This is a genomic window from Pseudomonas sp. p50(2008) (assembly GCF_015351605.1).
Lineage (GTDB): Bacteria > Pseudomonadota > Gammaproteobacteria > Pseudomonadales > Pseudomonadaceae > Aquipseudomonas.
In genome coordinates this window covers 398,382-424,397 of the sequence record NZ_JACMYF010000006.1, presented here as the reverse complement: position 1 = coordinate 424,397, position 26,016 = coordinate 398,382, and the positions used below count along the sequence as shown (strand labels likewise).

Annotated in this window: 21 protein-coding genes and 1 pseudogene; 13 read left to right on the top strand and 9 right to left on the bottom strand. The window is 60.9% G+C overall.

Annotated features, from left to right (window positions below; all coding sequences use genetic code 11):
* Window positions 1-2: 2 nt before the first annotated feature.
* Window positions 3-917 (top strand): transcriptional regulator FeaR, encoded by a 915-nt coding sequence (gene feaR, locus H7698_RS19265; RefSeq protein WP_194692478.1) that lies wholly within the window; start codon window positions 3-5, stop codon window positions 915-917.
* Window positions 918-1,033: 116 nt separating this feature from the next.
* Here feaR and tynA read toward each other — a convergent pair whose 3' ends face one another.
* Window positions 1,034-3,322 carry a primary-amine oxidase gene (gene tynA / locus H7698_RS19260; RefSeq protein WP_194692477.1) on the bottom strand — a complete coding sequence of 763 codons (2,289 nt, stop codon included), beginning with the start codon at window positions 3,320-3,322 and terminating at the stop codon, window positions 1,034-1,036.
* Window positions 3,323-3,548: 226 nt separating this feature from the next.
* Here tynA and H7698_RS19255 point away from each other — a divergent pair, with 226 nt between their 5' ends.
* From H7698_RS19255 to H7698_RS19245, 3 genes are all read left to right on the top strand, one after another.
* Window positions 3,549-4,049: a sigma-70 family RNA polymerase sigma factor gene (locus H7698_RS19255; RefSeq protein ID WP_162440929.1), complete on the top strand. Its 501-nt coding sequence runs from the start codon at window positions 3,549-3,551 to the stop codon at window positions 4,047-4,049.
* A 40-nt stretch (window positions 4,050-4,089) separates the two neighbouring features.
* Complete coding sequence (locus tag H7698_RS19250; protein WP_194692476.1) at window positions 4,090-5,073, top strand: FecR family protein; 984 nt, start codon at window positions 4,090-4,092, stop codon at window positions 5,071-5,073.
* A gap of 97 nt (window positions 5,074-5,170) precedes the next feature.
* A complete protein-coding gene (locus tag H7698_RS19245) occupies window positions 5,171-7,597 on the top strand; it encodes a TonB-dependent siderophore receptor (RefSeq protein WP_194692475.1) in 2,427 nt (808 codons plus the stop codon).
* Between the two features lie 123 nt (window positions 7,598-7,720).
* Here H7698_RS19245 and H7698_RS19240 read toward each other — a convergent pair whose 3' ends face one another.
* On the bottom strand, window positions 7,721-8,872 hold the full coding sequence (locus tag H7698_RS19240; RefSeq protein WP_194692474.1) for an MFS transporter: 1,152 nt from the start codon (window positions 8,870-8,872) through the stop codon (window positions 7,721-7,723).
* A gap of 164 nt (window positions 8,873-9,036) precedes the next feature.
* On the opposite strand from H7698_RS19240, the gene H7698_RS19235 reads away from it, so the two are divergent.
* Entirely contained in the window at window positions 9,037-10,029 is a 993-nt protein-coding gene (locus tag H7698_RS19235) for a diaminopimelate epimerase (RefSeq protein WP_194692473.1), read from the top strand.
* A gap of 131 nt (window positions 10,030-10,160) precedes the next feature.
* Here H7698_RS19235 and codA read toward each other — a convergent pair whose 3' ends face one another.
* From codA to H7698_RS19220, 3 genes are all read right to left on the bottom strand, one after another.
* Window positions 10,161-11,408 (bottom strand): cytosine deaminase, encoded by a 1,248-nt coding sequence (gene codA, locus H7698_RS19230; RefSeq protein WP_194692472.1) that lies wholly within the window; start codon window positions 11,406-11,408, stop codon window positions 10,161-10,163.
* A gap of 15 nt (window positions 11,409-11,423) precedes the next feature.
* A complete protein-coding gene (codB, locus tag H7698_RS19225; RefSeq protein ID WP_194692471.1) occupies window positions 11,424-12,695 on the bottom strand; it encodes a cytosine permease in 1,272 nt (423 codons plus the stop codon).
* 184 nt (window positions 12,696-12,879) lie between these two features.
* The gene (locus H7698_RS19220) at window positions 12,880-13,710 is read right to left on the bottom strand and encodes an alpha/beta fold hydrolase (RefSeq protein WP_194692470.1); all 831 of its coding nucleotides are present in this window, start codon (window positions 13,708-13,710) and stop codon (window positions 12,880-12,882) included.
* A 242-nt stretch (window positions 13,711-13,952) separates the two neighbouring features.
* Between H7698_RS19220 and H7698_RS19215 the strand changes: the two genes are divergently transcribed.
* A complete protein-coding gene (locus tag H7698_RS19215) occupies window positions 13,953-14,432 on the top strand; it encodes a RidA family protein (protein ID WP_208525761.1) in 480 nt (159 codons plus the stop codon).
* A gap of 112 nt (window positions 14,433-14,544) precedes the next feature.
* On the opposite strand, the gene queD is transcribed toward H7698_RS19215, so the two are convergent.
* Together queD and H7698_RS19205 are read right to left on the bottom strand one after the other, a co-directional pair.
* A complete protein-coding gene (queD, locus tag H7698_RS19210; RefSeq protein WP_019692825.1) occupies window positions 14,545-14,901 on the bottom strand; it encodes a 6-carboxytetrahydropterin synthase QueD in 357 nt (118 codons plus the stop codon).
* A gap of 74 nt (window positions 14,902-14,975) precedes the next feature.
* On the bottom strand, window positions 14,976-16,055 hold the full coding sequence (locus H7698_RS19205) for a patatin-like phospholipase family protein (RefSeq protein ID WP_194692469.1): 1,080 nt from the start codon (window positions 16,053-16,055) through the stop codon (window positions 14,976-14,978).
* A 148-nt stretch (window positions 16,056-16,203) separates the two neighbouring features.
* Between H7698_RS19205 and H7698_RS19200 the strand changes: the two genes are divergently transcribed.
* The 4 genes from H7698_RS19200 to H7698_RS19185 all read left to right on the top strand — a co-directional run bounded on the left by H7698_RS19200 (window position 16,204) and on the right by H7698_RS19185 (window position 18,814).
* The gene (locus tag H7698_RS19200) at window positions 16,204-16,512 is read left to right on the top strand and encodes a PepSY domain-containing protein (protein WP_162440744.1); all 309 of its coding nucleotides are present in this window, start codon (window positions 16,204-16,206) and stop codon (window positions 16,510-16,512) included.
* A 74-nt stretch (window positions 16,513-16,586) separates the two neighbouring features.
* A complete protein-coding gene (locus H7698_RS19195) occupies window positions 16,587-16,832 on the top strand; it encodes a PepSY domain-containing protein (protein WP_442966309.1) in 246 nt (81 codons plus the stop codon).
* A 3-nt stretch (window positions 16,833-16,835) separates the two neighbouring features.
* Entirely contained in the window at window positions 16,836-17,504 is a 669-nt protein-coding gene (locus H7698_RS19190; protein WP_194692468.1) for a response regulator transcription factor, read from the top strand.
* Window positions 17,501-18,814 carry a sensor histidine kinase gene (locus H7698_RS19185; protein ID WP_162440741.1) on the top strand — a complete coding sequence of 438 codons (1,314 nt, stop codon included), beginning with the start codon at window positions 17,501-17,503 and terminating at the stop codon, window positions 18,812-18,814. Before H7698_RS19190 ends, H7698_RS19185 begins: the two co-directional genes overlap by 4 nt.
* Before the next feature lie 147 nt (window positions 18,815-18,961).
* Here H7698_RS19185 and H7698_RS19180 read toward each other — a convergent pair whose 3' ends face one another.
* Window positions 18,962-21,109: a methyl-accepting chemotaxis protein gene (locus tag H7698_RS19180; protein WP_194692467.1), complete on the bottom strand. Its 2,148-nt coding sequence runs from the start codon at window positions 21,107-21,109 to the stop codon at window positions 18,962-18,964.
* Window positions 21,110-21,570: 461 nt separating this feature from the next.
* On the opposite strand from H7698_RS19180, the gene H7698_RS19175 reads away from it, so the two are divergent.
* The 3 genes and pseudogenes from H7698_RS19175 (at window position 21,571) to H7698_RS31915 (ending at window position 24,794) form a co-directional block, all read left to right on the top strand.
* On the top strand, window positions 21,571-22,887 hold the full coding sequence (locus H7698_RS19175; RefSeq protein ID WP_162440750.1) for a Na+/H+ antiporter family protein: 1,317 nt from the start codon (window positions 21,571-21,573) through the stop codon (window positions 22,885-22,887).
* Between the two features lie 224 nt (window positions 22,888-23,111).
* Window positions 23,112-23,936, top strand: a pseudogene (locus H7698_RS31920) (cache domain-containing protein); the annotation flags it as partial.
* Between the two features lie 36 nt (window positions 23,937-23,972).
* Window positions 23,973-24,794 (top strand): methyl-accepting chemotaxis protein, encoded by an 822-nt coding sequence (locus tag H7698_RS31915; RefSeq protein WP_442966308.1) that lies wholly within the window; start codon window positions 23,973-23,975, stop codon window positions 24,792-24,794.
* Window positions 24,795-25,015: 221 nt separating this feature from the next.
* Here the strand turns inward: H7698_RS31915 and H7698_RS19165 are convergent, their stop codons facing one another.
* A complete protein-coding gene (locus H7698_RS19165) occupies window positions 25,016-25,951 on the bottom strand; it encodes a LysR family transcriptional regulator (RefSeq protein ID WP_194692466.1) in 936 nt (311 codons plus the stop codon).
* Window positions 25,952-26,016: the final 65 nt, after the last annotated feature.

Genomic DNA, 26,016 nt, shown 5'->3' with positions numbered 1-26,016 from the left:
ACATGATTTCTTCAATTGCACAGCGCCGTGATGGATTTGATCAGTGGATTCATCAGATCAACCAGATCTGTGGCGCCTTTAATGCTCAACCCCTGGGCGAGGCGTTTGCCGGCCAGATCCTGGAACATCAGGACGGCGCGTTGAAGCTCAGTTTTGTCGACGCCTGCCAGGCGCGGCTGTATCGCACGCCGCTGGAGGTCGCGGCGGGCGAGGGTGGCAAATACTTTGCGGTGTTCCAGCTCGACGGCTCGGCGGGCATGGCTCAAGGCGACAACAAGGTGTTGCTTTCGGCGGGTGACATCACCCTGATCGACGCGTCGCGCCCCAGCGACTTCACCTACAGTGAAAACTCCCGTCAGTTGTCGCTGATCCTGCCCTCGCAACTGGTGGAGCAGACGCTGCGTTTCAATCAGGTGCGATGCGGTCACCGGATCGCGGCGACATCGCCCATCGCCATGCTGTCCCAGCGCTTGATACTCGACGCCACGCGGCAAAAATGCCTGAGCCGCCAGGAAAGTGAAGCGACGCTGGAGGCCATTGTCAGCCTGCTGCGCCCGGCGATCAGTCAGTCAGATGACGGCAGCGACGCGCACGAGCGCACCTTTCGCAGGACCCTGAGTTTTATCGATCAGCACATTCGCTCGGAAGAGCTCTGCCCCGAGTGGCTGGCGCGGGAAGTCGGCATGTCCACGCGCGGGCTGTATCGAATGTTTGCCAAGAAGGGCCTGGTGGTCGCGCGTTACATCAAGAACCGGCGTCTGGATTTGTGTGCCGAGTCTTTGCGGCAGGCGCGGACCGAGCAGAAGTTGTCGGTGTTGGGGTATTCGTGGGGTTTTTCGGATTCGAGCTATTTCTCGACTGCATTCAAATCACGCTTCGGTATCTCACCGGGCGAGTACCGCAAGAAGCACGCTTGAAATACGGTCCCCTGTAGGAGTGAGCCTGCTCGCGATGACGGAGTGTCAGTCAACATCACTGGTGACTGACACATTGCTATCGCGAGCAGGCTCACTCCTACAGGGATTTGCGTTGATTATTGAGGGACGTTCAGATTCAGCGTCGGCGTTTCATCGAAGAAATTCCACGGCTTGAGCAGGACGTGCACCCATTCCGTCGGCATGATCGGCCACTCTTCCGCCCTGGCGATGTGGGTGGTGCCGGTGGTCAGCCACACCACGTTATCGGTGTTTTCGATGGGCTGGTTATCGTCGGTGAACTGGCCGAGGCCGGAGTCTTTGTCCGAGCGGTTGGGGTACTTGCCTTCCGGGTATTTCTCATCCGGGTTGTAGCGTGTCACCCACAGTTGTTTGTCCATGAAACTCAAGCGGTGATAGAGCCATTCGTCCTTGCCGAAGTTGGCGCCCTTGGCCACCGGGTGCGTACCACCGGCATAGGGAATCAACTGGTAGGACACCGGATTGCCGACCTTGTTTTCCTTGCTGAAGTTGGTCAGCAGGCGAACGGTCGAGGGGTCGAATTTCTGCGCCGCCTGCTGTTCGGTGCCGACCACCTGTTGTTCTGTCTGCATCGTACTGGTCCGCGGTCCGCCGCGTTCGTTGGGGGCAACCACCGGGTTCACTTCCACCAGCGAGTTGTTCTCGCCGTCCACGTCCATGTCCAGGCGGAAGTTGTAGATGTGCTGGTGGGTGGTGCCGACAATGTTGTGGTCCAGCAGGGTGCCGTAGCGCGTGTCTTCCTTGGCGGTCGCGTCGCGCATGGTGCTGGATTTCACGCCCTTGACCGCTTCGATCCCGGTGGCGCCGGCATCGATTCCGATGGTGCCGTTCTGCTGGAAAACCCAATCGAAAATGTAGTCATAGTTGCCGACGGTGCTGATCCAGCGCACCACCAGTTCACGCCGTTCGGTGCTGAGGTTGGGCTGGCCCATTTCCTGGTGTTTGTACTCGGGGCCCGCGTAGCGCTCGAACACCGCCATGGCGCGGGGAATCGCGGTCGGCGCGCCGGTGTAGTCAGCGATGGTAGCGTCCAGCAGCACGGCGTTTGCCGGTGCATCCTTGCCCCGGGCGATAGGCGAGGTCAGGGTGCCCATGCCGTAATCGCCTGAATCCAGGTAAGCCTTGAAATACCAGCCGCCGTCGGGATCGCCGTAGGGCACGATCATGCCGCCCAGCGAACCTTCGTACATGACCTTGCGTTTCTTGCCCTTGTCGTCATAGGTCACGGTGGACAGGATCGGGCCGACCCGCGAATCGAGGCGAACGTGGAAGTCCCAGTTTTGCCAGTGAATGCTGTTGCCAGTGATCGTGTAGTTCTTGCCTTCCGGCTCGGTGATTTCCAGCGGCTTGACGGCAACCCCCTTGCGTCCGCGACCGTCATAAGGCGTTGGTTTCATCGGCACAGGGATGACGCCACCGTCTTCGATCTTGATCAGTTTTTTCTGTTCAAGGTCGACTATGGCCACCAGCCCTTCGATCGGATGGGCCCAATAGTTGCCATCACCGGTGTTCAGGTAGCTGACGATTTTCAGCAACCGTTTGTCCTGCGCCAAGCCGTCCTTGCCGTCGAAATACCCGACCGTCAAGGGCGTTGCCACGACCTTTTTCACATCGGATATACCGCGCTTGGCCAGCGCCTGGGCGTACTCCGGGCTGGCCTCGATGGCCGATTGCACAGTGCCGAAGTCGTCCAGCAAGACCATGCCGTGGGCGCCTTCGATCGGCTTCCAGGACAGGATGGACTGACTGTCGAGATCGATCAGCGCTTCGATCACGTGCTTGCCGTCGAGCACCACGATGTTGGCCTGACGGGGCTGGGCGACGGTTTGGCCGGTGAGGGCAAACGTCCACACCTGATCCTTGGGCGGCTCATGGATCGACACTTCGGTGAAGCGAAACCCGGTTTTGTAATGATCGGAGCGTTTGACGATGTCCACCGCACGGTTGATTTCGTCGGCGCTTAACGGGTTGAGCGGGTTAGGCCGGGTCTCGACCACAAATGTCTTGTCCAGGCCGGACTGGAACACCTGGTTGATGAAGTCCTTGGACATGTAGGCGGTCTGGTCCTTGAACACCACCGGCACGGTCAATTCCATGCGCTTGCCGTTGAGCATCGCCACTTTGCTGTCCGGCTTGACCTTGAGGTAGACGCCGTCCTTGGCGATCACGAACAGGTTGGCGTAATCATCCCATTTGACCGTCGCGCCGAATGCCTCAAGGCCTGCTTGCAGCGGCACCATTTCGGCATGACCGCCGTGAGCATTGGCCTGAGTGTTCCAGCCGGGCAGGCCGAGCAGGCTCAAGGCAATGGCCAGCGCGAGCCGGGTGCGCGGTTTTCTGTTGGGTGCTGCGACGGTGGTGAACATTTGCGGGGTTCCTATGGGCAAGCCAAGTGACAGGCACACGTGCACTTTGCTACAGCCCGTGCAGAGCTTGTTTGGGATGCCTGCCAGAATCCTTTGGCTGCGTGCCTAAATCAACTTTTCACGTATGGATCGAGCTGAGGCAGGCTCGGTAGCGCCGGTCTGGAATCCATTGCTTCGTCTTAATAGGAAGCATTACTATTCGCGCCCCTCTCCACAGCGCGCCGCAATGACCCCCAAGCTGCCTCGCAAACATGGCTTTTTCGAGCATTACGAAGAGTTGGTTGGCACCTGGACCCGTCGCCTGAGAAATCGTCAGCAGGCCGAGGACCTTGCCCACGACACCTTTGTGCGGGTGCTTGAGTCCGATTCGGCGGCGGTGGAGCAGCCTCGGGCGTACTTGCACCAGACCGCGCGCAACATCGCGGTGGATGGATATCGGCGTGAGGATCGGCGGTGCGCCATGGAGTCGGAGGCGATCGATCACAGTGTGTCGTCGTCCGGCGACCCGGAGCATTTCATGCAGGCGATCCAGTTGGCTGACTCCATCGAGCGGGCGCTCGCCGAACTGCCAGTCAATTGCCGCAAGGTGTTCGTCTGGCAGAAGATCGAGGGCCTGACCCAGGCCGAAATCGCCGAACGCCTGGGCCTGTCCAAGAACATGGTGGAAAAGTATATGATCCGCACCCTGCGGCATCTGCGCGATCGGCTGGACGGGTTGCAATCATGATCGGTCGCCTCTTTCCATTCCCGGCCAGACAGGAACTTCCATGATGGATACTCGTGATTGCGCGTGCGGGCAAACAGCTGTTCGCGATGAGGCGGCGCGGTGGTTTGTGCGTTTGCAGGAACCGGTCGTGGACGTGGCAGAGCGTCAGCGTTTTGAAGTCTGGCTAGGGGAACATCCGCAGCATCGCGACGAGTTTCAGGTGCTTCAGGGATTGTGGTCTGCCGCTGACCTGGTGCCGGCGGCGCGATTGCAGGCCTTGTGCGAAGCCCCGCCAGCGCGCAGCAAGCGTCGTCCTTTGATGCGCTATGCCGTGGCCGCCAGTGTGTTGGCCGTGGCGCTGGGGCTTGGTTTGTTCAGTGGCTTGAAATCCCCGGGCCCCTACACCGCCGAGTTCTCCACGGCGCTGGGTGAGCGTCGGCAGGTGGCATTGCCCGATGGCTCGGTAATCGACTTGAACAGCCGCAGCCGGGTTCAGGTGCGTTATGAACAGGACCTTCGTCACATCGAACTGAGCGAGGGCGAGGCGATGTTCAGTGTTGAACACGACACCCGCCGACCTTTTGTCGTGGCGTCTGGAAGCGGAAAAATCACCGTCACCGGAACCCGTTTCGATGTGCGTCGTGACCCTGCTGAAACCCGGGTCGTGGTAGAGCAGGGCACGGTCAAGGTCCAGGGGCGGGATGCAGCCGACAACGAATTTGTCAGCCTCACTGCCGGGACCGGGACGCGTGTGAATGCCAAGGGTTTTGTCACAGCGGCGTATGCGGTCAATCCCGCGGAGCTTACTGCCTGGCGCAGCGGCAAGCTGGTGTTCAACAACGCGAGCCTGAGCGAAGTCGCTGCCGAAGTGTCCCGTTACCGGGAGAAACCCCTCAGGGTCGGCAATGAAAAAGTCGGCAATCTGCGCCTGACCAGCGTGTTCAAATCCGACAACACCGACGCCTTGCTAAAAGCCTTGCCGAACATTTTGCCGGTGGCTGTGCGCACCCTCGATGACGGCAGTCAGGAAATAATTTCAAAATAGATTCAGGTTTTTTTTGAGTTCTTCGTCTTCTTGTCCAACTGCAACTGGTTTGCATTAACAAACGCACACTCTTGCGATCCACAGGACAACGTTCGACGTGAAAAAAACCATCGCTAACAACAACAAAACTTCCTGGCTGCGGCTTGCGCTCGCGTTGGCCATCAGCTCGGCGTTGCCCCAGGCATTCGCCGCCGACGCTATTCACATCCAGGCGCAGCCTTTGGGCCAGGCCTTGAGTCAGTTGGGTCAGCAAACGTCGCTGCAGGTTTTTTTCAGTCCTGAACTGGTGGCCGGCAAACAGGCGCCGGCCGTGGACGGTAACTTCTCGCCGGAGCAGGCCTTGCGTCAGTTGCTGCAGGGCAGTGGCCTTGAGTATCAGATCGATGAAGGTTCGGTGACCCTGACGCCGGCACCGACTTCCGCCGCCAACGGTCCGCTGGAGCTGGGCGTAACCGACATCAAGGTGGTCGGTGACTGGCTCGGTGACGCCGATGCCGCCGTGGTGCAAAACCACCCGGGTGCGCGGACGGTGATTCGCCGCGAAGCGATGGTCGAGCAAGGTGCGATGACCGTCGGCGACGTGTTGAAGCGTGTGCCGGGTGTGCAAGTGCAAGACGCCAATGGCACGGGCGGCAGCGATATTTCCCTGAACGTCGGCGTGCGCGGCCTGACATCGCGGCTGTCGCCTCGCTCCACCGTGCTGATTGATGGCGTGCCTGCCGCGTTTGCGCCCTACGGTCAGCCGCAATTGTCCATGGCCCCTATTTCCTCCGGTAACCTCGACAGCATCGATGTGGTGCGCGGTGCGGGCTCCGTGCGTTATGGACCGCAGAACGTGGGCGGCGTGATCAACTTCGTGACCCGCGCCATCCCGGAAAAAGCCTCCGCTGAAATCGGCACCACCCTGGAAACCTCCCGGCACGGTGGCTGGAAGCACATCGATACGGCGTTTGTCGGCGGCACGGCAGACAACGGCATCGGCGTGGCGCTGTTGTATTCGGGCGTCAACGGTAACGGGTACCGCGAGCGCAACAACGGTAACGACATCGACGACGTGATCCTCAAGACCCATTGGGCGCCCACCGATGTCGATGATTTCAGCCTCAACTTTCACTACTACGACGCCAGCGCCGACATGCCCGGTGGCTTGACCCAGGCGCAGTACGACGCCGATCCGTTTCAGTCCGACCGCAACAACGACAACTTCAGCGGGCGCCGCAAGGACGTCTCGTTCAAATGGGCCCGGCAGATCGACGACCGCACCCAGGCCGAAGTGCTGACCTATTACTCCGACAGCTTCCGGGGCAGCAACATTGCCGCTCGCGATCAGCAGACCCTCGGCTCGTTCCCGCGCACGTACTACACCTTCGGCATCGAGCCGCGCGTGTCCCGCGTGTTTGACGTCGGCCCGACCACTCAGGAAGTCAGTGTCGGTTATCGCTACCTGAAGGAAGGCATGCACGAGACGGCGAGTCGTCTGGGGCTTAACGGCAGCAATGAGCCGGTGGTGCGTCCGGGTGCCGACGGGCACGTCTATCAGGACCGTACGGGCGGCACTGAAGCCAACTCCGTGTACGTCGATAACAAGATCGACGTCGGCAACTGGACCGTGACGCCGGGCATTCGCTTCGAGCACATCAGCACTGACTGGCATGATCGGCCGGTGCTCGATACCGCAGGCAGACCGGTGACCGAGAAGAATCGCAGCATCGAAAGCAACGAGCCTCTGCCAGCCTTGAGCGTGATGTATCACCTGTCCGACGCCTGGAAGCTGTTCGCCAACTACGAAACCTCGTTTGGCAGCCTGCAATATTTCCAGCTCGGCCAGGGCGGTTCGGGTGACGACACGGCCAACGGCCTGAACCCGGAAAAGGCCAAGACCTACGAGGTGGGCACGCGTTACAACGATGATGTGTGGGGCGGGGAGGTGACGCTGTTCTACATCGACTTCGATAAGGAACTGCAGTACATCAGCAATGACGCGGGCTGGACCAACCTGGGGGCGACGACCCACCAGGGCCTCGAGGCCTCGGTGCACTACGACATGGCTGCCCTGGATCCCCGGCTCGAAGGCCTGAGCGCCAACGCCGGATTCACCTATACCCGCGCCGTGTACGAAGGGGAAATCCCGGGCTTCAAGGGCCGTGACTTGCCGTTCTATTCGCGCCAGGTGGCGACCGCCGGCCTGCGCTATGACGTCGATCGCTGGACCTGGAACGTCGATGCCTTCGCCCAATCCAAACAGCGCTCACCGGGCACTGCGGTGAACGCGGATGGCAGCTTCAGCGGCAACTACATCACCGAAGGCACGGCGGACGGTCAGTACGGTGACATTCCGGGCTACGTCACCTGGAACGTGCGCGGCGGTTATGACTTTGGGGCGACGCTGTCGAACCTGAAAGTCGGTGCCGGGGTGAAGAACATCTTCGACAAGCAGTACTTCACTCGCTCCAGCGATAACAATGCGGGGATGTATGTGGGGGCGCCGCGGACGTTCTTTTTGCAGGCCAGTGTGGGGTTCTGATCTATCGTGGTGTTCGACACACCGCTATCGCGAGCAGGCTCACTCCCACAGGGGATCTTTGTTATTCACACATGTTGTGATCACTGAAGACTCCTTGTAGGAGTGAGCCTGCTCGCGATGCTTTTAAACCTTCAACACCTTGCCACCAATGGCCACCGCCACCAGCAGCACCGCCATCAAACCAAAGGCAAAACTCAAGCTGCTGGCATGGGCGATGAAGCCGATGACCGCAGGTCCCGCGAGAATTCCCGCGTAACCCAGGGTGGTAATGGCGGGTATGGCGACGCTTTCGGGCATGACCGTCTGTTTGCCCACCGCGGTAAACAGCACCGGCACGATGTTCGAACAGCCGGCCCCCAGCAGCACATAGCCCACCAGAGCAAATTCCCAGTTCGGCGCAAACGTGGCCAAAAACAGGCCCGCGGCGGCCGTCAGCCCTCCCAATACCATCACCCGTGTCGCGCCGAGACGACGGACAATCCGGTCGCCTGTCAGACGCCCCACGGTCATGGTCAATGCAAATGCGGCGTAACCCAACCCCGCATACGCCGTATCGATGCCGCGTTCCTGCACCAGGAACACCGCGCTCCAGTCCAGCGCCGCGCCTTCGGCGAGGAACACGATGAAGCACATCCCGCCGATGAACAGCACGATACCGTGGGGAATGGCGAACGCCGGCCCCGAGCGTTCACTGCCGTAAGACAGCATGTGCGGCGCGGCCTTGCACAGCGCGACCAGCAGTAATACAGCCACCACCAGCATCGCCGTCAATGGCGAAAACCCGAAGCCGAGCAAGGCGCTGACACCCGCCGCACCGACGATTCCGCCGAGGCTGAACATCCCGTGGAAACCCGACATCATGGTTTTGCCACTGGCCCGCTCGACGATCACCGCTTGCAGGTTGACGGTCGAATCCACCGTGCCCAGGCCCGCACCGAACATGAACAGCACCGCGATCAGCCCCGGTATCGACGACACGGTCGCCAGCAGTGGCAGGGCCGCACAGATCAACAATGTCCCGCCGATGGTCACTCGCCGACAGCCGAAGCGCGAAGCCAGAACCCCGGCCAGCGGCATCGCCAGAATCGAGCCCACGCCCAGGCATAACAGCAGCAGGCCGAGCGTGCCTTCATCCAGCCCGGCGCGAGCCTTGGCGTACGGCACCAACGGCGCCCAGGCGGCGATGCCGAAACCTGCGATGAAGAAAGCGACGCGCGTGGACATTTGTTCCAGGCGTCCGGGAACGAAGGTGGCTGGGGTGTTGAGGTTGCTCATATCAATCCTTGGAAAAAACATTGCGTCCCCAAGGGACAGTCACTCGACCGTTGGGTTCGGCGAGCGTCCGCCAGGGGTGTGATCAGGCAGGACGACATCCTTGCACAGCCCGCACCTGTTTCGCGATATGTTGAGGTCATCGACGATGGATACAGGGGAGCGCAATGACGCCGTTTTACGACGCACGAGGCAATATCTACGGGGTGGTGGCACCGCAAGCCGTTCGGCTGCAGGGCATCGACTTGCCAGCCGATGCGGGGCAGGCCGCGCACGGTCGCGAGGACTGGGCGTTGTCGGCCATCGAGGCATTCTGCGGTTGGGCCCCGGGCACGCAACCGCCCGGCAGCAAGGACCATCGTTGTGACGGGTTGCTGGTCGGCCCGTTTCAATCGGTTCCACCCTTCGATGTGCTGATCGTCAACACCGACGGCACGCTGGCCGAGCGCAGTGGCAATGGGTTGACGATTTTTTCCCAGGCGTTGAGCGATCAAGGGCTTTTTCCAGCACACGAGGCGTGTTTACTCAGGGTTCATCACGACAAGGCCGATACGGTTTCGCCGGGTGAAACGTCGGTGAGCATCGCACAGGTCGCCGGCGTTCAGGGCTTCTGGCTGGACCTGGGCAAACCGTCCTTCGGGCCGGGGGCGGTGAGTGCTCACGGGGCAGGCGAGGTGATGTTCAACGGCCGTGAACTCAATCATGTGCAACCGCTGTCGGCGCTTGATCCGGCATGGTCCCGCAGCCAGTTCGTGCGAGTGGGCAATCCGCATTGCGTGACCCTCGTTGACGATGCTAGGGCTCTGCCGAGCAATGAGCAGATGCGTGAAACGCCGTTGTCCGATGGCCTGACCCGCATCGCCTATGGCATGCCAACCGGTGCCGGTGAGCCTTGTCCGGCGGGGATCAATCTGCAATGGGCAATGCGGGAGGCCGAAGGGCGGATCGTTGCGCGGGTGTTTGAGCGTGGGGAAGGGCCGACGGCGTCGTCGGGCACCAGCGCCAGTGCGGTGGCCTGTGCGGCCTGGCGGGTGGGCTGGGTGGCAGCTGGCGAAGTGAAGGTGGTGATGCCGGGCGGTACGGCGCCGATTTTGCTTGAAGAGTCTGGTGGGGAGCTGAGCGGGGTCAGGTTGTTTGGTACGGCGAAGTTGATGGGTTGACGGTGAGATTGCCATCGCGAGCAGGCTCACTCCCACAGTGGATCGCTTGCGTACACAAATCCTGTGTCCACTGAAGATCCAGTGTGGGGGTGAGCCTGCTCGCGATGGGGCCAGCCGGGTCAACGGAAATCTCAGAGCTGACCACCAAAAAATTCCACCTCCGGCATTGTCCGCTTCACCAACACCTTCCCGTCCCGAATCGAATACAGCGGCAACCCCTGGCTGCGAATGACCTCGTAATCACTGTCCGCCGACAGGATCAGCAAATTCGCCGGCCGCCCGCGCTCCAGGCCGTAACGATCACCCAATGCCATGGCCCTGGCGCTGTTGTCGGTGACCAGGTCCAGCGCGCTTTGCAGGTTGCGGTACCCGAGCATGTGGCAGATGTGCAGGCCGGCTTCGAGCACCCGCAGGATGTTGCCGTTGCCCAGCGGGTACCACGGGTCGACGATCGAATCCTGGCCGAAGCACACGTTCATGCCCGCTTCGAGCAGCTCGTTGACCCGGGTCACGCCGCGGCGTTTCGGGAAGTTGTCGTAACGCCCTTGCAGGTGAATGCTTTCGGTCGGGCAGGAGACAAAACTGATCCCCGAGTGCCCGAGCAGACGAAACAGCTTTGCGCAGTACGCGTTGTCGTAGGAACCCATCGCCGTGGTGTGGCTGGCGGTGACCCGCGAGCCCATGTCGCGGCTGCGGGCCTCTTCGGCCAACACTTCCAGGAAGCGCGAGTGCGGGTCGTCGGTTTCGTCGCAGTGCACGTCCACCAGGCAACCGGTGCGTTCGGCCAGGTCCATCAGGAACTTCACTGAACTGACGCCCTGATCGCGGGTGTACTCGAAATGCGGAATCCCGCCTACCACATCGGCGCCCATGCGAATCGCTTCTTCCATCAGCTCGCGACCATTGCGGTAAGACTCGATGCCTTCTTGCGGGAACGCCACGATCTGCATGTCGACCAGGTGGCGGCTTTCCTCGCGCACTTCGAGCATCGCCTTAAGTGCCGTGAGTTGCGGGTCGGTGACGTCGACGTGGGTGCGCACGTGCTGGATGCCGTGGGCGGCCAGGGCCTGGAGGGTTTTGCGCGTGCGGGTCTTGGTGTCTTCCTCGGTGATCGTGACCTTGCGCTCGCTCCAGCACTCGATGCCTTCGAACAGCGTGCCACTCATGTTCCAGCGCGGCTCACCGGCGGTGAGCGTCGCGTCGAGGTGGATGTGCGGCTCAACGAACGGTGGAATCACCAGATTGCCGCCGGCATCCAGATCGTCGGGGCCCAGGGTGGGCGCCTCGGTCTGACGCGCGATGCTGCTGATCAGGCCGTTCTCCAGGTGCAATTCATGCAGGCCTTCTTGGTTGCGCAGGCGGGCGTTGATGATGTGCATCAGGCGAATCCTTTTTCAGAGATCTTGTAAGGGTGCGTTGGCGACTCGAGCACCAAAAACGCCGGTCAGTAGCACATACGTTAGCGCGGCAGCGGCAATCCCTACCAGCGGTGCGACCCACGGCGAACTGAAAGCGGCCACCGTGCCGACCGCATAAGCGCTCAAGCCGGGCCAGTTGAACGCCGGTAAACGCGTGTCGGCCAGACGTGGATATTGACCACGGTAGCGGAAGAAGAAATCCGCCATGATCACGCCGCCTATCGGCGGAATCACCGTGCCCAGCAGAATCAGATACGGCACCAGCAGGTCGTACATACCCAGCAGCGCCAATGCGGTGCCAATCACCGCGCCGACCAGGGTCACGGTCTTGCGTCGGTCGGTGCGCAGCAGGTTGCAACCGGCGACGGCGAAGTTGTAGATGGTGTTGTCCTGGGTGCTCCAGATGTTGAGCAGCAGCATGGCCATCGCTGCCATGGCAAAACCTTGCAGCAACAGCACTTCAACCACGTCCGGTTGCTGATAGACGATCGCCCCGTAGGCGCCGATCAACACCATCAGGCCGTTGCCGATGAAGAAACCGATCAGACTCGCCAGTACCGCAACCCTGGCCGAGCGCGAAAAACGCGTCCAGTTGGTGGCTTGCGTGGCGCCGCTGACGAAGGTGCCGAACACCAGGGTAATCGCGGTCGACCAATCCAGCGTGCCTGTCGGCACCACGGCCAGCAAACCGTCGAGCCCGCCGACTTTTACCGTGGCGACCCACATGGACAGCATCAGCAGCAACATCATCGCGGGCACGGCGATCCAGGACAGGATTTCCAGACCGCGATACCCGACATAAGCGGTGGCGCAGAAGCCCAGGCCGAACAGCACCATCAGACCCAGCACGGTCCCGTCGCTCAACTCGAAATACTTGCCCAGTACGACGGCCGCCGTGGCCGTGCCCCAGGCGTACCAGCCGATCTGGGTAAAACCGAGGATCAGATCGCTGAGCTTGCTGCCCACCTCGCCGAAGCAGAACCGGCCCATCAACACCGAATTGAGCCCGCTTTTGAAGGCGATGTAGCCCAGTCCCGCGGCATACAGTCCCAGCAGCAGATTGCCGACGATGATCACCATCATCATTTCGCCGAAACTGAACGCCACACCGAGCTTGCCGCCGGCAAACATGGTGGCGGTGAAAAACGTGAAGCCGAGCAACACCATGGCCGTTGAGGCCAGGCCTTTACGGGCATGCATCGGGACTTCGCTGAGGGGATAGTCGTTGCCGGGTGCGTTCTGCGTCATGGGGCGTTCCTTGCTGGAGGGGAAGACGCGGAGGGTGTTGCAGTGGTCGTGCCAATGGCGTTGGTCTGGTTATGTATAGCCGAGGCTGGTCATTTGGCGCGGCAGAGGGCACAAAAGCGGTGCACTCGAACACTCCGTATCCTTTGTAGGAGCAAGCTTTGCTCCTACAAAGGATTGAGTTTGTTCAGGGGGAAGTCTGGAGTGGCAGGAATCTGAGCAGCGCCGCAACAATGGCCTCCGGCGCGTCCTCTTGCACCAGGTGCCCGGCATTGGGGATGGCATGCAACTGGGCACCGGGAATCATCTGTTGCAGCGCTCGCCCACGCTCGATGGGAATCCACTCATCGTCTTCACCCCACAGGATCTGCACCGGACAGCGGATCGTTGGGTAGAGCGTTTCAGCTTCGCGGGTATAGCGCGTGTCCATCTGGGCGATCTGCCGATAGAACGCCGCTTGCCCTTCATCCCCCAGCCAGGGCTTTACGTAGGGGGCGAGTTCGTCGTCCGTGATCTCGCGCTTGATCGCCCCGCGAATGTAGGCCGGCACGATGGCGCGCTGAATGTAGTCCGGCACACCGCTGAACGCCGCTTCATGCTGGCGCACATGCTGCACGAACGGCGAACCCCAGGGCGTCAGCGCTACCGGATCGATAAGGGTCAGGCTGCGGTAATCCTTGCCATTGAGCAGATGCGCCCGCAACGCAGTGGCACCGCCGAAATCGTGGGCCACCACATCCGGGCACGCCAGGCCCCAGTGGTCGAGCAGTTGGGCCAACAGGTCGTTCTGCACACCCAGGGAAACATCGCCGTCGATTTTCTCGGATTGCCCGTAACCCAGCAGGTCGAAGTAATGCACCCGATGGGAAGCGATGAAGTGCGGCGCGATACGGTGCCAGACGTAAGAAGAGAACGGCGTGCCATGCACGAACACCAGGGGCGGTCCGTCGCCGCGCACGGCGAAGCGGATGGAATGTCCGTTGAAGCGATAGGTTTGAGGCAGCGGCCAGTCAGCCATACGCGTGTCCTCTTGGCGGGGGAGAAGCAAAAGCATAGGCAAAAAACCGCCTGCTTCGGACGTTTTTTATCCCGTGAAATTCAAGTCGGCAAAGGTGTAGGAAAGGTCCAGGTTTGCGAGGCGTTTTTTCCTATATTCAGGATTGCAGGGGACTTCTTTCACAACGTGTTGCCAGGGCCTGATTTCTCATTGAAGCGGTCGGCATACTCCGCCGACACCAATGAGTTTAGGAGCACGTAACTTTGAAAAAGATTTCATGGATGACTGGCAGTATTTTAACAATGAGCATCTTGCTGGCGGGATGTGCGAACGTTGGCGATCGGCCCAATGGCGCCAAGGACGCAAAGCCTGTCGAGTTTATCGATTCCGGTCGGTATAACTTGCCATTCTCTGATGCCGTCCAGGTGAGCGCTACGAAGTTGTTATTCATGTCGGGCACAATCGGTGCCGAGCCAGGATCTGACCAGTTGGTAAAAGGTGGCATTGAACCGGAGTCACGTCAGGCATTGGACAATATTAAAACGGCTCTGGAATCCAACGGTTATGAAATGACGGACGTGGTCAAGTGCACAGTGATGCTGGCCGATATAGCAGAATGGCCCGCCTTCAACGAGGTGTACAAAACTTACTTCAGTAAACCTTATCCCGCTCGCAGTGCGTTCGGTGGCACCCAGCTTGTTTATGGTGCACGACTGGAGCTGGAGTGCATCGCGGCAAAATAACCGCGACAGATCCAGACAAAAACGCCCCGAACAGTCGGGGCGTTTTTTTTAGATGCTTGCAGCATCTTCGTAGTTAACGTGTTGGCATTCAGGTCGCTTTTTTTTCGAACGCTTACTCGCCGTGATAAATGCAGCCACTGGTGCAGGTTTCGTGGATGCGGATCGCGCTGAGTTCCGGCAGCAATGGCTTCAACTCGTTCCAGATCCACTTCGCCAGTACTTCACTGGTCGGGTTTTCCAGGCCAGGGATATCGTTCAGGTAGTTATGGTCCAGACGCTCGTACAGCGGCTTGAAGATCGCCTTGATCTCCGAGAAATCGCGAATCCAGCCGGTGTGCGGATCCAGATCGCCACTCAAATGAATGGCCACTTTGAACGAGTGACCGTGCAGGCGACCGCACTTGTGGCCTTCCGGCACGTGGGGCAGGCGGTGGGCGGATTCGAACGTAAATTCCTTGAAAATTTCCACAGTGTTTTGAGCTCTGTCAGGTGGCGATCGCCGCGGCGATGTGGGCAGGCGGCGAGTTTATCAGTTTGTCCTGACTAAAGGGTCAGCAAGCGCTCGCCGAGGCGACCGTTGGCGGTCAGTTCGAGGAATTCGTCACCCAGTCGCCGGCTTTCATCCATCGCCGCGCGCCAGTACTTCTGCCGGCTCGGGGCATCGCCCATGAAGCGCTTGAAGTCGTTGCGGTCGGGCAGTTTGCCGTAAGGCAGGCGTGCCAGGTACTCCTTCGAGGGCGCCAGCAGCAGCACATCCTGCAGGCGCTTGGGGCAGGCCCGGCGCCAGGGCAGGGTCTTGTCGAACCAGCCGGGAATGATGCGGTCGGTGAAATGCGGGTAAAGCACGATGTCGTTGCCGCTGTAGGGCAGGTCAAGGTGATAGTCGAGCAGCCCGCCGTCACGAAAGGTTCCGGCGCCGGCGCCTGGCAGATCACGCACACCTTCCATCACCATCGGAATCGATCCTGAGGCGAGCAAGGCCTGGCGCAAATTGCCGGCATTCAGGGCGATAAAGCGTGAGGGGAAATCGTTCAGCGCATTCACGGGAGGCGCCAGGCGCGGGTCATGGAGGATCAGGCGTTCGAAGTGTCGCGCAAGCCGCGAACGACCTCGCAGGTTGTCGGCAATCACAGACGACAGGCCCAGTCCCAGTCGCCCGCGATGATCATCGGCCAGTCGGCCATGGCTTTTGACTACCATGATGTTCAGCCGGTAGTGCGCGTTGTCGAGTATCGAAGCGTCGCGGCCGTCGAGCAGTTCATCGAGCATGCGCCGCGAGCTCTGGCTGATCTGCGCCAACGTGACGCCCTTGTCGAAATTCTGCTCGGTGTACAGATGGCCGAGGCGGCGGATGCCTTCGGCCGCGTCTGGCAGGCAGGCGCTGGCGAAGCGCCAGGAACCCACCGAAGCGCCGATCAGCGAGCGCTCCCGTGGCGCAACGGGCAGCCATTCACCGAACAACGCCAGGTCCAGACCTTGAATCCCCAACGCCTTCGGGCCACCGGCGGCACCGGGCAGCGTCCCCACGTCGGCGGCGTTCAGACCGTTTTCCCGGATGCGCGCAAAGGCTCGCGGGCCGGCTTTGAGGGTCAGGGAGGGGAACTTGATGTGGATGGCGGTCATACGGGTCTCGGTGCGTGGCAGGCGGGCGGGATTATAGAAGATTTCGTTGGGCTCCCCTGAAGGAGATGATGGCCATTCAGTTTCAATTAAGTTCACCTCGCTAAGGTGGCTCCCTGTTGGCAATACACGAAAAAACACGGAGACACCCATGAAAAACCTGACGGCCCTGATCACCGCATCCATTATCGGCATGACGGCCAGCATCGCCCACGCTCGCGACCTGGGGCCCGACGAAGCCCTGCGGCTGCGTGACGCTGGTACCATTGTGTCTTTCGAGAAGCTCAATGCCACCGCGCTGACCAAACACCCAGGCTCCAGCATCACCGAGACCGAGCTGGAAGAAGAGTACGGCAAGTACATCTACCAGGTTGAGCTGCGCGACCCGCAAGGTCTCGATTGGGACCTGGAATTGGACGCTGTCAGCGGGCAGGTTCTCAAGGATCATCAGGATACGTAATGAAGGTGCATTTGTTTTCCAGTCGAAGCGCCAGCCGGGCAGGCCTGGCGCTTCTGGTTTTGTGTTCGGTGGTCATGGCTCGCGACCTGGATCAGGACGAAGCCCTGCGCCTGCGCCAGCAAGGCGTGATCCTGCCGCTTGAGCAGCTCTTGCAGCAGGCGCTGGACCGCTATCCGGGCGCCAAACTGCTGGAAGCGGAGCTTGAAGAAAAACACGACGTCTACATTTATGAAGTCGAACTGTTGACCACCGAAGGCGTGGTGCGTGAACTGGACCTCGATGCCCGTACTGGCCAGTTACTGAAAGACAAGGAAGATTGATCGATGCGTTTGCTCCTCGTGGAAGACCACGTGCCCCTGGCCGATGAACTGATGGCCGGACTGAATCGCCAGGGCTATGCCGTGGACTGGCTGGCGGACGGTCGCGATGCGGTGTATCAGGGCAGCAGCGAACCCTATGACTTGATTATCCTCGACCTCGGCCTGCCGGGTTTGCCGGGGCTGGACGTGCTCGCGCAATGGCGCGCAGGCGGTTTGGCGACGCCCGTGCTGATCCTGACAGCGCGCGGGTCCTGGTCCGAACGCATCGAAGGCCTGAAGGCCGGCGCCGACGATTACCTGACCAAACCGTTTCATCCAGAAGAACTGCACTTGCGGATTCAGGCGCTGCTGCGTCGGTCCCACGGCCAGGCCAACCAGCCGACGCTCAAGGCGGCAGGCCTGCATCTGGATGAAGGTCGCCAATGCGTGACCCGTGACGGTGCAGACATCCAGCTCACCGCTGCGGAATTTCGCCTGTTGCGTTATTTCATGCTGCACCCCGAACAGATCCTCTCCAAAAGCCACCTCGCCGAACACCTCTACGACGGTGAAACCGAGCGTGACTCCAACGTGCTGGAAGTCCACGTCAACCACCTGCGCCGCAAGCTCGGGCGCACGGTGATCGAAACCCGCCGTGGCCAGGGTTACCTGTTCGGCGGGCAAGCCAAGTGAGGTCGATCCAGCGCCGCTTGAGCCTGGGACTGATCAGCGTGATGGTGATCGTCGGCCTGGTGCTGGCGCAGACCAGTTTGTGGCTGTTCGAAATGGGTTTGCAGCGCTACCTCGAAGCCGGGCTGCGCAACGACAGCGAGAGCCTGCTGGTAGCGCTGGTGCGTGGCCCTCAGGGTTTGCAGCTGGATGAGCGACACTTGTCGCCGGCTTATCAGCGGCCGTATTCCGGGCATTACTTTCGCATCGACTTCGCCGACAACCATTGGCGCTCCCGTTCGCTGTGGGATCAGGAGTTTCCGCGGCTTGAGCAGCCCGGTCTGCAAAGCAATTTGCAATTGGGGCCGGAGGGGCAGCAGTTGCTGGTGTTGCGCTCGGACTATCGCCGGCTCGGGCAGTCGATTTCCATCAGCGTGGCCCAGGATTACACCCCGGTGCGCGACAGCTTTTTGCGCATGCAGCAAGTGGGCTTGGGCCTCGGTCTGGCGGGGTTGTTGCTGATTCTGCTGTTGCAACGGGTCACCGTGCGCCGCGCCTTGCGCCCGCTGGAAAAAGCCCGCGAGCAGATCGCTCAGTTGCAACAGGGTCAGCGTTCGCAACTGGACGATCAGGTGCCGGTTGAACTGGAGCCGCTGGTGGCGCAGATCAACCATTTGCTCGCTCATACCGAAGACAGCCTCAAGCGTTCGCGCAATGCCCTGGGCAACCTTGGCCATGCGTTGAAAACGCCGTTGGCGGTGTTGTTGAGCCTGGCATCGAGCGAAAAGCTCGATGCGCACCCGCAATTGCGCAAAGTACTCCAGGAGCAACTGGAACAAGTCCGTCTACGTCTCAACCGCGAACTCAATCGCGCCCGATTGTCCGGCGACGCGCTGCCGGGGGCGTTGTTCGATTGCGATGCCGAATTGCCGGGATTGCTGGCCACGCTCAACATGATTCACGGTGAACACCTGGACCTGAGCTATGTCGCGCCCAAGGGGCTGCAGTTGCCCTGGGATCGGGAAGACCTGCTGGAGCTGCTGGGTAATCTGCTGGATAACGCCTGTAAGTGGGCAGATGCCGAGGTGCGGTTGAGTGTGGTCGAGACGGCGGCAGAATTTGTGTTGAGCGTTGAAGACGATGGTCCGGGCATTCCCGAGGATCAGCGGGCTCAAGTGTTCAGCCGCGGCACGCGACTGGACGAACAGACCGATGGGCATGGGCTGGGATTGGGGATCGTGCGAGACATCGTGGATACGTGGGGTGGGGTGATGCGGTTGGAGGAGAGCGAGTGGGGCGGGTTGAAGGTGGTGATTCAGTTGCCCAAGCGCTGACATTGATCTGCGAGGAGATGAAGAACCTGTAGGAGTGAGCCTGCTCGCGATAGCGGAGTGTCAGGTAACAATTCTGCCATCTGACACTCCGCTATCGCGAGCAGGCTCACTCCCACATGGGGAACTGCAGTGAGTCCGGAATGAGCGTTACACCCGGAACTGGTCCATCAAGGCCTGCTGCTGATTCGCCAGGCTGTTGAGGGACTGGCTCACCCGCGCTGATTCATTGGCCTGCCCCGACAGCGACTCCGTCACGTCCCTGATTGTCGCCACGTTGTTGTTGATCTCTTCCGCCACGGCGCTTTGCTCTTCGGCCGCGCTGGCGATCTGCAGGTTCATGTCGCTGATCACCGTGACCGCGTCGCCAATCTGGCGCAATGCGGTCACGGCCTGGCCGACTTGCTCGACGCTGCCCTGAGCCTGGCGATGGCTGTTGTTCATCGAGCCCACCACATCCTGTGTGCCGCTTTGCAGCTGTTCGATCACCAGGCGGGTTTCTTCCACCGACTCCTGGGTGCGACGTGCCAGGTTGCGCACTTCATCGGCCACCACGGCAAACCCGCGTCCGGCTTCACCGGCACGGGCGGCTTCGATCGCGGCGTTGAGCGCCAGCAGGTTGGTCTGTTCGGCGATGGCACGGATCACTTCCAATACCGATCCGATTTTCTCGCTGTTGGCCGCCAGGCCTTCGACTTGCACCATCGCTGCGCTCATATCGGCCGCGAGGTTGTCGATGCTGGTGGTGGTCTGGTCGATCACGGTCAGGCCGCGGCGGGTGGCATGATCGGCGTCCCGCGCGGCCTGAGCGGCTTGCGCTGCGCTGCGGGCGACGTCCTGAGCCGTGGCGCTCATTTCGTGAGATGCGGTGGCAACTTGATCCACCTGACGGTACTGCTGCTCCATGCCGGCGCTGGTTTGTGTCGCAATCGCGGATGACTGGTCGGCCGTGCTGCGCGCGTCCTGCACCGAGCGTTTGACCTCGGCAATGATCGGTTGCAGCTTGTCGAGGAAGCGGTTGAACCAACCGGCCAACTGGCCCAGCTCGTCCTGCTTGTCGTAGGCCAGGCGGCGGGTCAGGTCGCCTTCGCCGCTGGCGATGTCTTCGAGCATGCGCGCCACACCCAGAATCGGTTTGGTCACGCTGCGCGCCATCAGCCACACCAGCAACAGGCCGATCAACGCGGCGACAACACCCAGGCCAAGCTCCAGCAGTGTGCCGGTGGTGTTGCTGTCGTCGAGTTGTTTTTCCAAAGCTTCAGCCGGGCCGACCAGGACTTTTTCCGGTACTTGCAGCAGTACGCCCCAGGATTTTCCACCGGGAATCGGCTGGAACGGTGCCAGAACCTTCAATTGCTGGTTGCTGTGCAGGCTTTCGGTCTTGCTGCTGCCGGCCAGCCTGCGGATCAGCTCTGCGCCGCTGGTTGTATCCACCGTGTCCAGGCGCTGGCTGAGTTTGCTGGCGTCCGGGCTGTAACCGGCCAGCAAACCGACCGGGCTGATGATGCTGACGTTCGTCTGGCCGTCATAGAGCTTCTTGCTCGCGGCCTGACTGATCGCTTGCAGGCTGTTGAGGTTGATGTCCACCGACAGCGAGGCGATGACCTTGCCGTTGACCATCAGAGGGAAAACGATGCTGGTCATCAGCACGTTCTGGCCGTCGATCTTGTAGAAATACGGTTCGATCACGCAGGGATTGAGCGAGGTGCGCGGGCAGGTGAACCAGGCGTTGGCCGGCTCGCCGCTGGGGCCGGCACTGGTGTCGGCCATGTCGCTTTCCGGCAGCGCCATGGACGTGACCTTGCCCGGTGTCGGTTGCGACCAGTACAGGGCGAACCGGCCCTTGTCGTTGCTGCCCAATTCGGCCTGACCGGCGAAGAGTTCGTCCTTGCCGTCCAGTGCGTTGGCTTCGAACACCAGCGACAGACCGAGCAGCTCCGGGTTGGCCTGCAGCGCCGACTTGACCTGTCGGGTCAGGTCTTCACGCAAATCGAACGCGTCGAGGAAGCGTTTTTCGGCCTGGTCGCGCAGAAACAGCACCTGACGCGAAAAGCCGTGACCGTATTGATAGGCGTCCATGAACTGCTGGCGAATCTCCAGCGCCTGGTTTTCGCCCTGGGATTCGATCCGTGCCTGGGCGCTTTCGTTGAGCATCTCCATGCTCGAGGCTTTCACCAACGCGGAGCTGTGCTCCATGCGATACAGCGAAAGACCCACCAGCAGGGTCACGATGCCCGCCAGGCAAAGCCCGGCCAACAGGGTGATTTTCCATTGAATGGAAAGTTGTCTGAGTGACATGGAGACGTCCTTATTCGATAAATATCTGCGGCATTGCTCTATAACGGCAGTGATTTTGGATTCTTGATCCATTCAGATAAATAAGAAGCGACACCAAACCCTGTAGCAGCTGGCGAAGCCTGTGGTGAGGGGATTTATCGAAACGTCGCACCGCACCGTTCGGCTGCGCAGCAGTCGTAAAATCAGAACTCACGGTGTATCAGGAAGTCCATGCAAGCCGGATTTACGACTGCTTCGCAGCCGAACGCAGGCTTCGCCAGCTGCTACAAGAGACGTACACGTTTAGCCTGCTACAAAGGGCGGGCAGGCATTACAGCGACCAGGCCGGTCGTGTTGGCTTTGACAAGGTGGCATCGGTCCGGCACAGTGCGCGCCCTCTAATAAAACCCATTTCATGATCCGCTGGCGGCTCTTTGCAGACTGCCGGCTGAACTCATTGCGCTTGTCTTGAGGTAACGATGATTAATGCTGTAATTGCCGCGGTCGGCGTCATGCTGATACTCAGCCTGTCCCGCGTGCATGTCGTGATCGCACTGATCGTGGGTGCCCTGGTCGGTGGTTTGACCGGTGGCCTTGGCATCGACGCCACCCTGAAAGCCTTCAATAGCGGCCTCGGCGGCGGGGCGACGGTGGCGTTGTCCTATGCGTTGCTGGGGGCTTTTGCCGTGGCGATCGCCAAATCCGGCATGGCCCATGCGCTGGCTGACAAGGCCCTGGCGATGGTCGATCGCCAGCACGCCAGTGGGGGCGGCCGGGTCAAGTGGCTGCTGATCGGCTTGCTGTGGGTGGTGGCCATTGCCTCGCAGAACATTTTGCCGATACATATCGCCTTCATTCCCTTGCTGGTTCCGCCGCTTTTATACGTGCTGACCAAGCTGCAACTGGACCGGCGGCTGATCGCCTGTGTCATGACATTCGGCCTGATCACGCCGTACATGTTCCTGCCGGTGGGCTTCGGCAACATCTTTCTCAATGAAATCCTGCTGGCCAACGTCGCCCGCAGTGGTGTGGACATCAGCGGCATCAACGTTACCCATGCCATGGGTATTCCGGCGCTGGGCATGGTGTTCGGGCTCGCCGTAGCGTTCTTCAGCTACCGCAAGAAACGCGTCTACGACCTGGGGAAGATCGAGCAGGTCGAGCAGGTGGCCGTGCAATACAACCCGCTGAGCCTGATGGTGGCGGGACTGGCCATCGTTGCCGCGTTCGTCATTCAGCTGCTGCTGGATTCGATGATCATCGGTGCGCTGGCTGGGTTTCTGATCTTCTCGGTGTCGGGCATCGTCAAGTGGCGTGACACCGATGACCTGTTCACCGAAGGCATGAAGATGATGGCCATGATCGGCTTCATCATGATCGCCGCGTCCGGCTTTGGCGAAGTGATCAAAGCTACCGGGGACGTGCAATCGCTGGTCGAAACCTCGGCGTCATGGATCGGCCACAGCAAAGCCATTGGCGCCTTGCTGATGTTGCTGGTCGGCCTGTTGGTGACCATGGGCATCGGCTCATCGTTTTCCACCGTGCCGATCCTGGCGGTGATTTTCGTGCCGTTGTGCGTGCAGCTGGGGTTCAGTCCGCTGGCGATCATCAGCATCGTCGGTACGGCCGGTGCCTTGGGTGACGCGGGCTCGCCTGCTTCGGACTCGACCCTGGGCCCGACCTCCGGTTTGAACATCGACGGCCAGCATCACCATATCTGGGACACCGTGGTGCCAACGTTCCTGCACTACAACCTGCCGTTACTGGCGTTTGGCTGGGTGGCGGCGATGGTGCTCTGACTTACAATGCAGGGGCTGTGTGGCGAGGGGATTTATCCCCGTTGGGCTGCGCAGCGGCCCCAAAATGGGACAGCTGCGCAGTCCAACGGGGCGGTGCGACGTCTCGCTAAATCCCCTCGCCACACAGCCACACAGCCACACTCCCACAATGACCGCATTCAACTTTTGACCTGGCGTGCCGTTAAAGCTTTAACCACGCCAATAACATCAAAAGAGTGAACGTCATGCGCATGAGCTTGAAGGCTAAAGTCCTGTCCCTTGCCGTCCTCCCGGTATTGCTCTTTGCGCTGGTCATCAGCCTGACCACCTTGTTCATTCTCCAGCAACAGGCCCGCAACGAAGTCGAGGAAACGCGTCAGCGTCTGCTCAGCGACGCCAAGACGACCCTGCAAAGCTACGTCGCCGTGGCCATGACCGCGATCAAACCGCTTTACGACGCTGCTGCCCCTGGCGATGACGCGGCACGGGCCCAGGCGGTCAAGCTGCTGTCGAGCATCAGCTACGGCAAGGATGGCTACTTCTTCGGCTACGACTCCAACACCGTGCGCCTGTTCAAGGCCAACAGCCCGGAAGGCGTCGGCCAGAGCTTCAAGGACAACCGCGATCCGAATGGCGTCTACGTCAACCGCGACCTGGTGAAGGTCGCGAAGGATGGCACCCACTATCTGCAATACAGCTCGCCATTGCCGGGTAACAGTCAGGTGCTGGTGCCCAAACTCGGCTATACCGAATTCCTGCCGAAGTGGGACATGGCGGTCGGCACGTCGGTCAATCTCGATGGCATCGAAGCGCAAGTTGCACTGGTCGAAGCCAAGGTGCACGAGCGGATGGAAGGCGTAGTGCTGAGCATTGTCGGCATTGCGCTGCTGGTGTTGCTGGTGATCGCCGTCGCCGGTCTGTTGCTGGCCAACACCATCTTGCGTCCGCTGACCCTGATGAAAGCCAACCTGGACGACATTGCGGCGGGCGAGGGCGACCTGACCCGCCGTCTGACCGTCACCAGCAAAGATGAACTCGGTGAACTGGCCGGCTCGTTCAACCGCTTCGTCGACAAGATCCATGGGCTGGTGCGGCAGATCACCGAAATGACTTCGCAACTGACCGGGTTGGTGAATCAGGTGTCCGATCAGGCCCAGCGTTCGGACAAGGCCATGGAACGTCAGCGCCACGAGACGGACCAGGTGGCCACGGCGATCAACGAGATGTCGGCGGCGGCCCAGGAAGTGGCGAAAAGCGCGCAGAACGCGGCGGTGGCAGCCCAGCAGACCGACGAAGAAGGCCAGGCGGCCAAGCGCGTGGTGGCTGGCAGCATCGTCAAGATTCATGCGTTGGTGGACGATATTCGCAGCAGCGGCGTGTCCCTCGATAGCTTGCAGAAAGACGTGTCATCGATTGTCAGTGTGCTCGGTGTGATCCGTTCGATTGCCGATCAGACCAACTTGCTGGCGCTGAACGCTGCCATCGAAGCGGCTCGCGCTGGCGAAGCGGGCCGAGGGTTTGCAGTGGTGGCGGACGAGGTGCGGGCGTTGGCCAGTCGCACGCAAATCAGCACTCAGGAAATCCAGAGCATGATCGACCGCTTGCAGGCCGGAACCCAGTCAGCCGTGGACGCCATGCGCCGCTCCAGCGAAGCCGGCGACGGCACCAGCGCTCAGGCCAATGAAGCGGGTGCGTCGCTGGACACCATGGCGCAACTGATCGCCACCATCAACGCGATGAACGCGCAGATCGCCAGCGCCGCCGAGGAGCAAACGGCTGTGGCCGAAGAGATCAACCGCAGCGTGCATCAGATCGCGGTGGCCGTGGACAGCGTCGCCGACGAAACCCAGCTCGGCGCGCAGACCACCCGCAGCCTTGCGGACCTGGGACAGCGGTTGGGCAAGCTGGTCGGACAGTTTCGTATCTGACCCAAGGATGTCCTTGGAACACACACACACAGACACACAGACACACACCTGTAGCAGCTGCCGAAGGCTGCGTTGACCCGGGGTCGCGCTCGACCGAAACGGGCGCTGTCCGGACCCTATGATGTCCGCTTGAAAATCGGGGGGGGGGGCGCTTCGCGACCCAACGCAGGCTTCGCCAGCTGCTACAGGTCTTCCGGGGGGCCGGAGGCTGGAGGCAACTGTTACGGCCTGTCCCAATACGGCACCACGCCAAAACACTCCACGTAAAAATCAATCACCGTCCTGACCTTCACCGACAACCGTCGGCTGCCAGGCCATAGCACCGCGATCTGTTGGGGCTCGAGGCTGTTGGACACCTGATAGTCCCCCAGCACTGGCACCAGCGTGCCGTTGCGCACGGCTTCGCCAATCAGCCACGACGGAAACATCACCAGCCCCAGTCCCTGTTCGGCAGCCTGGGTGAGGGTGTCGGCGTGATTGCCTGTGATGGGGCCGGTGACCGGGTAGGGCGTCCAGTCCTGTTGATCCTTGCGAAAGAACCAGCGCTGCTGGCCCGTGACCCCTTTGTAGGCAAGGCACTGATGCGCAGCCAGCTCATTGGGGTGTTTCGGCGAGCCATGGCGTTTCAGGTACGCCGGGCTTGCCGCCACCTGAAAGCGATGGGGCGCCAGGATGCGCGCCTGCATGCTGGAATCGTGCAGCGGGCCGATGCGAAACAACAGGTCTGCGCCTTCCTGCAGCGGGTCGACGTAAGTGTCGGTCTGCTGGATATCCAGTTGCAGCTTCGGATAGCGCTCGCATAACTGCCCCAGCCACGGCGTCAGGTGACGCTGCCCGAACACCACCGGCGCATTGATCCGCACCAGTCCGCTGGGCTCGCTTTGCTGTTCCTGCAACGCCTGTTCGGCTTCTTCCAGTTGCACCAGCACCAGCCGCGCGTGATGCCCGAGCATGCGCCCGGCTTCGGTCGGCGTGACGGCGCGGGTGTGGCGATAGAGCAATTGCTGGTTCAGGGCCTGCTCCATTAGCTGGATTTGCCGGGAGATCGAAGAGGGCGCCAGGCCTTCGCGACGGGCGACTTCGGAAAAACTGCCGTGGTCGAGCACCGCGACAAAAAGTCGAAGTGCCTTGAAACCAAACTCGTTGAGGCCCTGCATGGGAATGTCCTGCTGTGCGGTTTGCGCAAAAGTGTTGTCCGGATGCTCCCATTTATCGCAAAGGA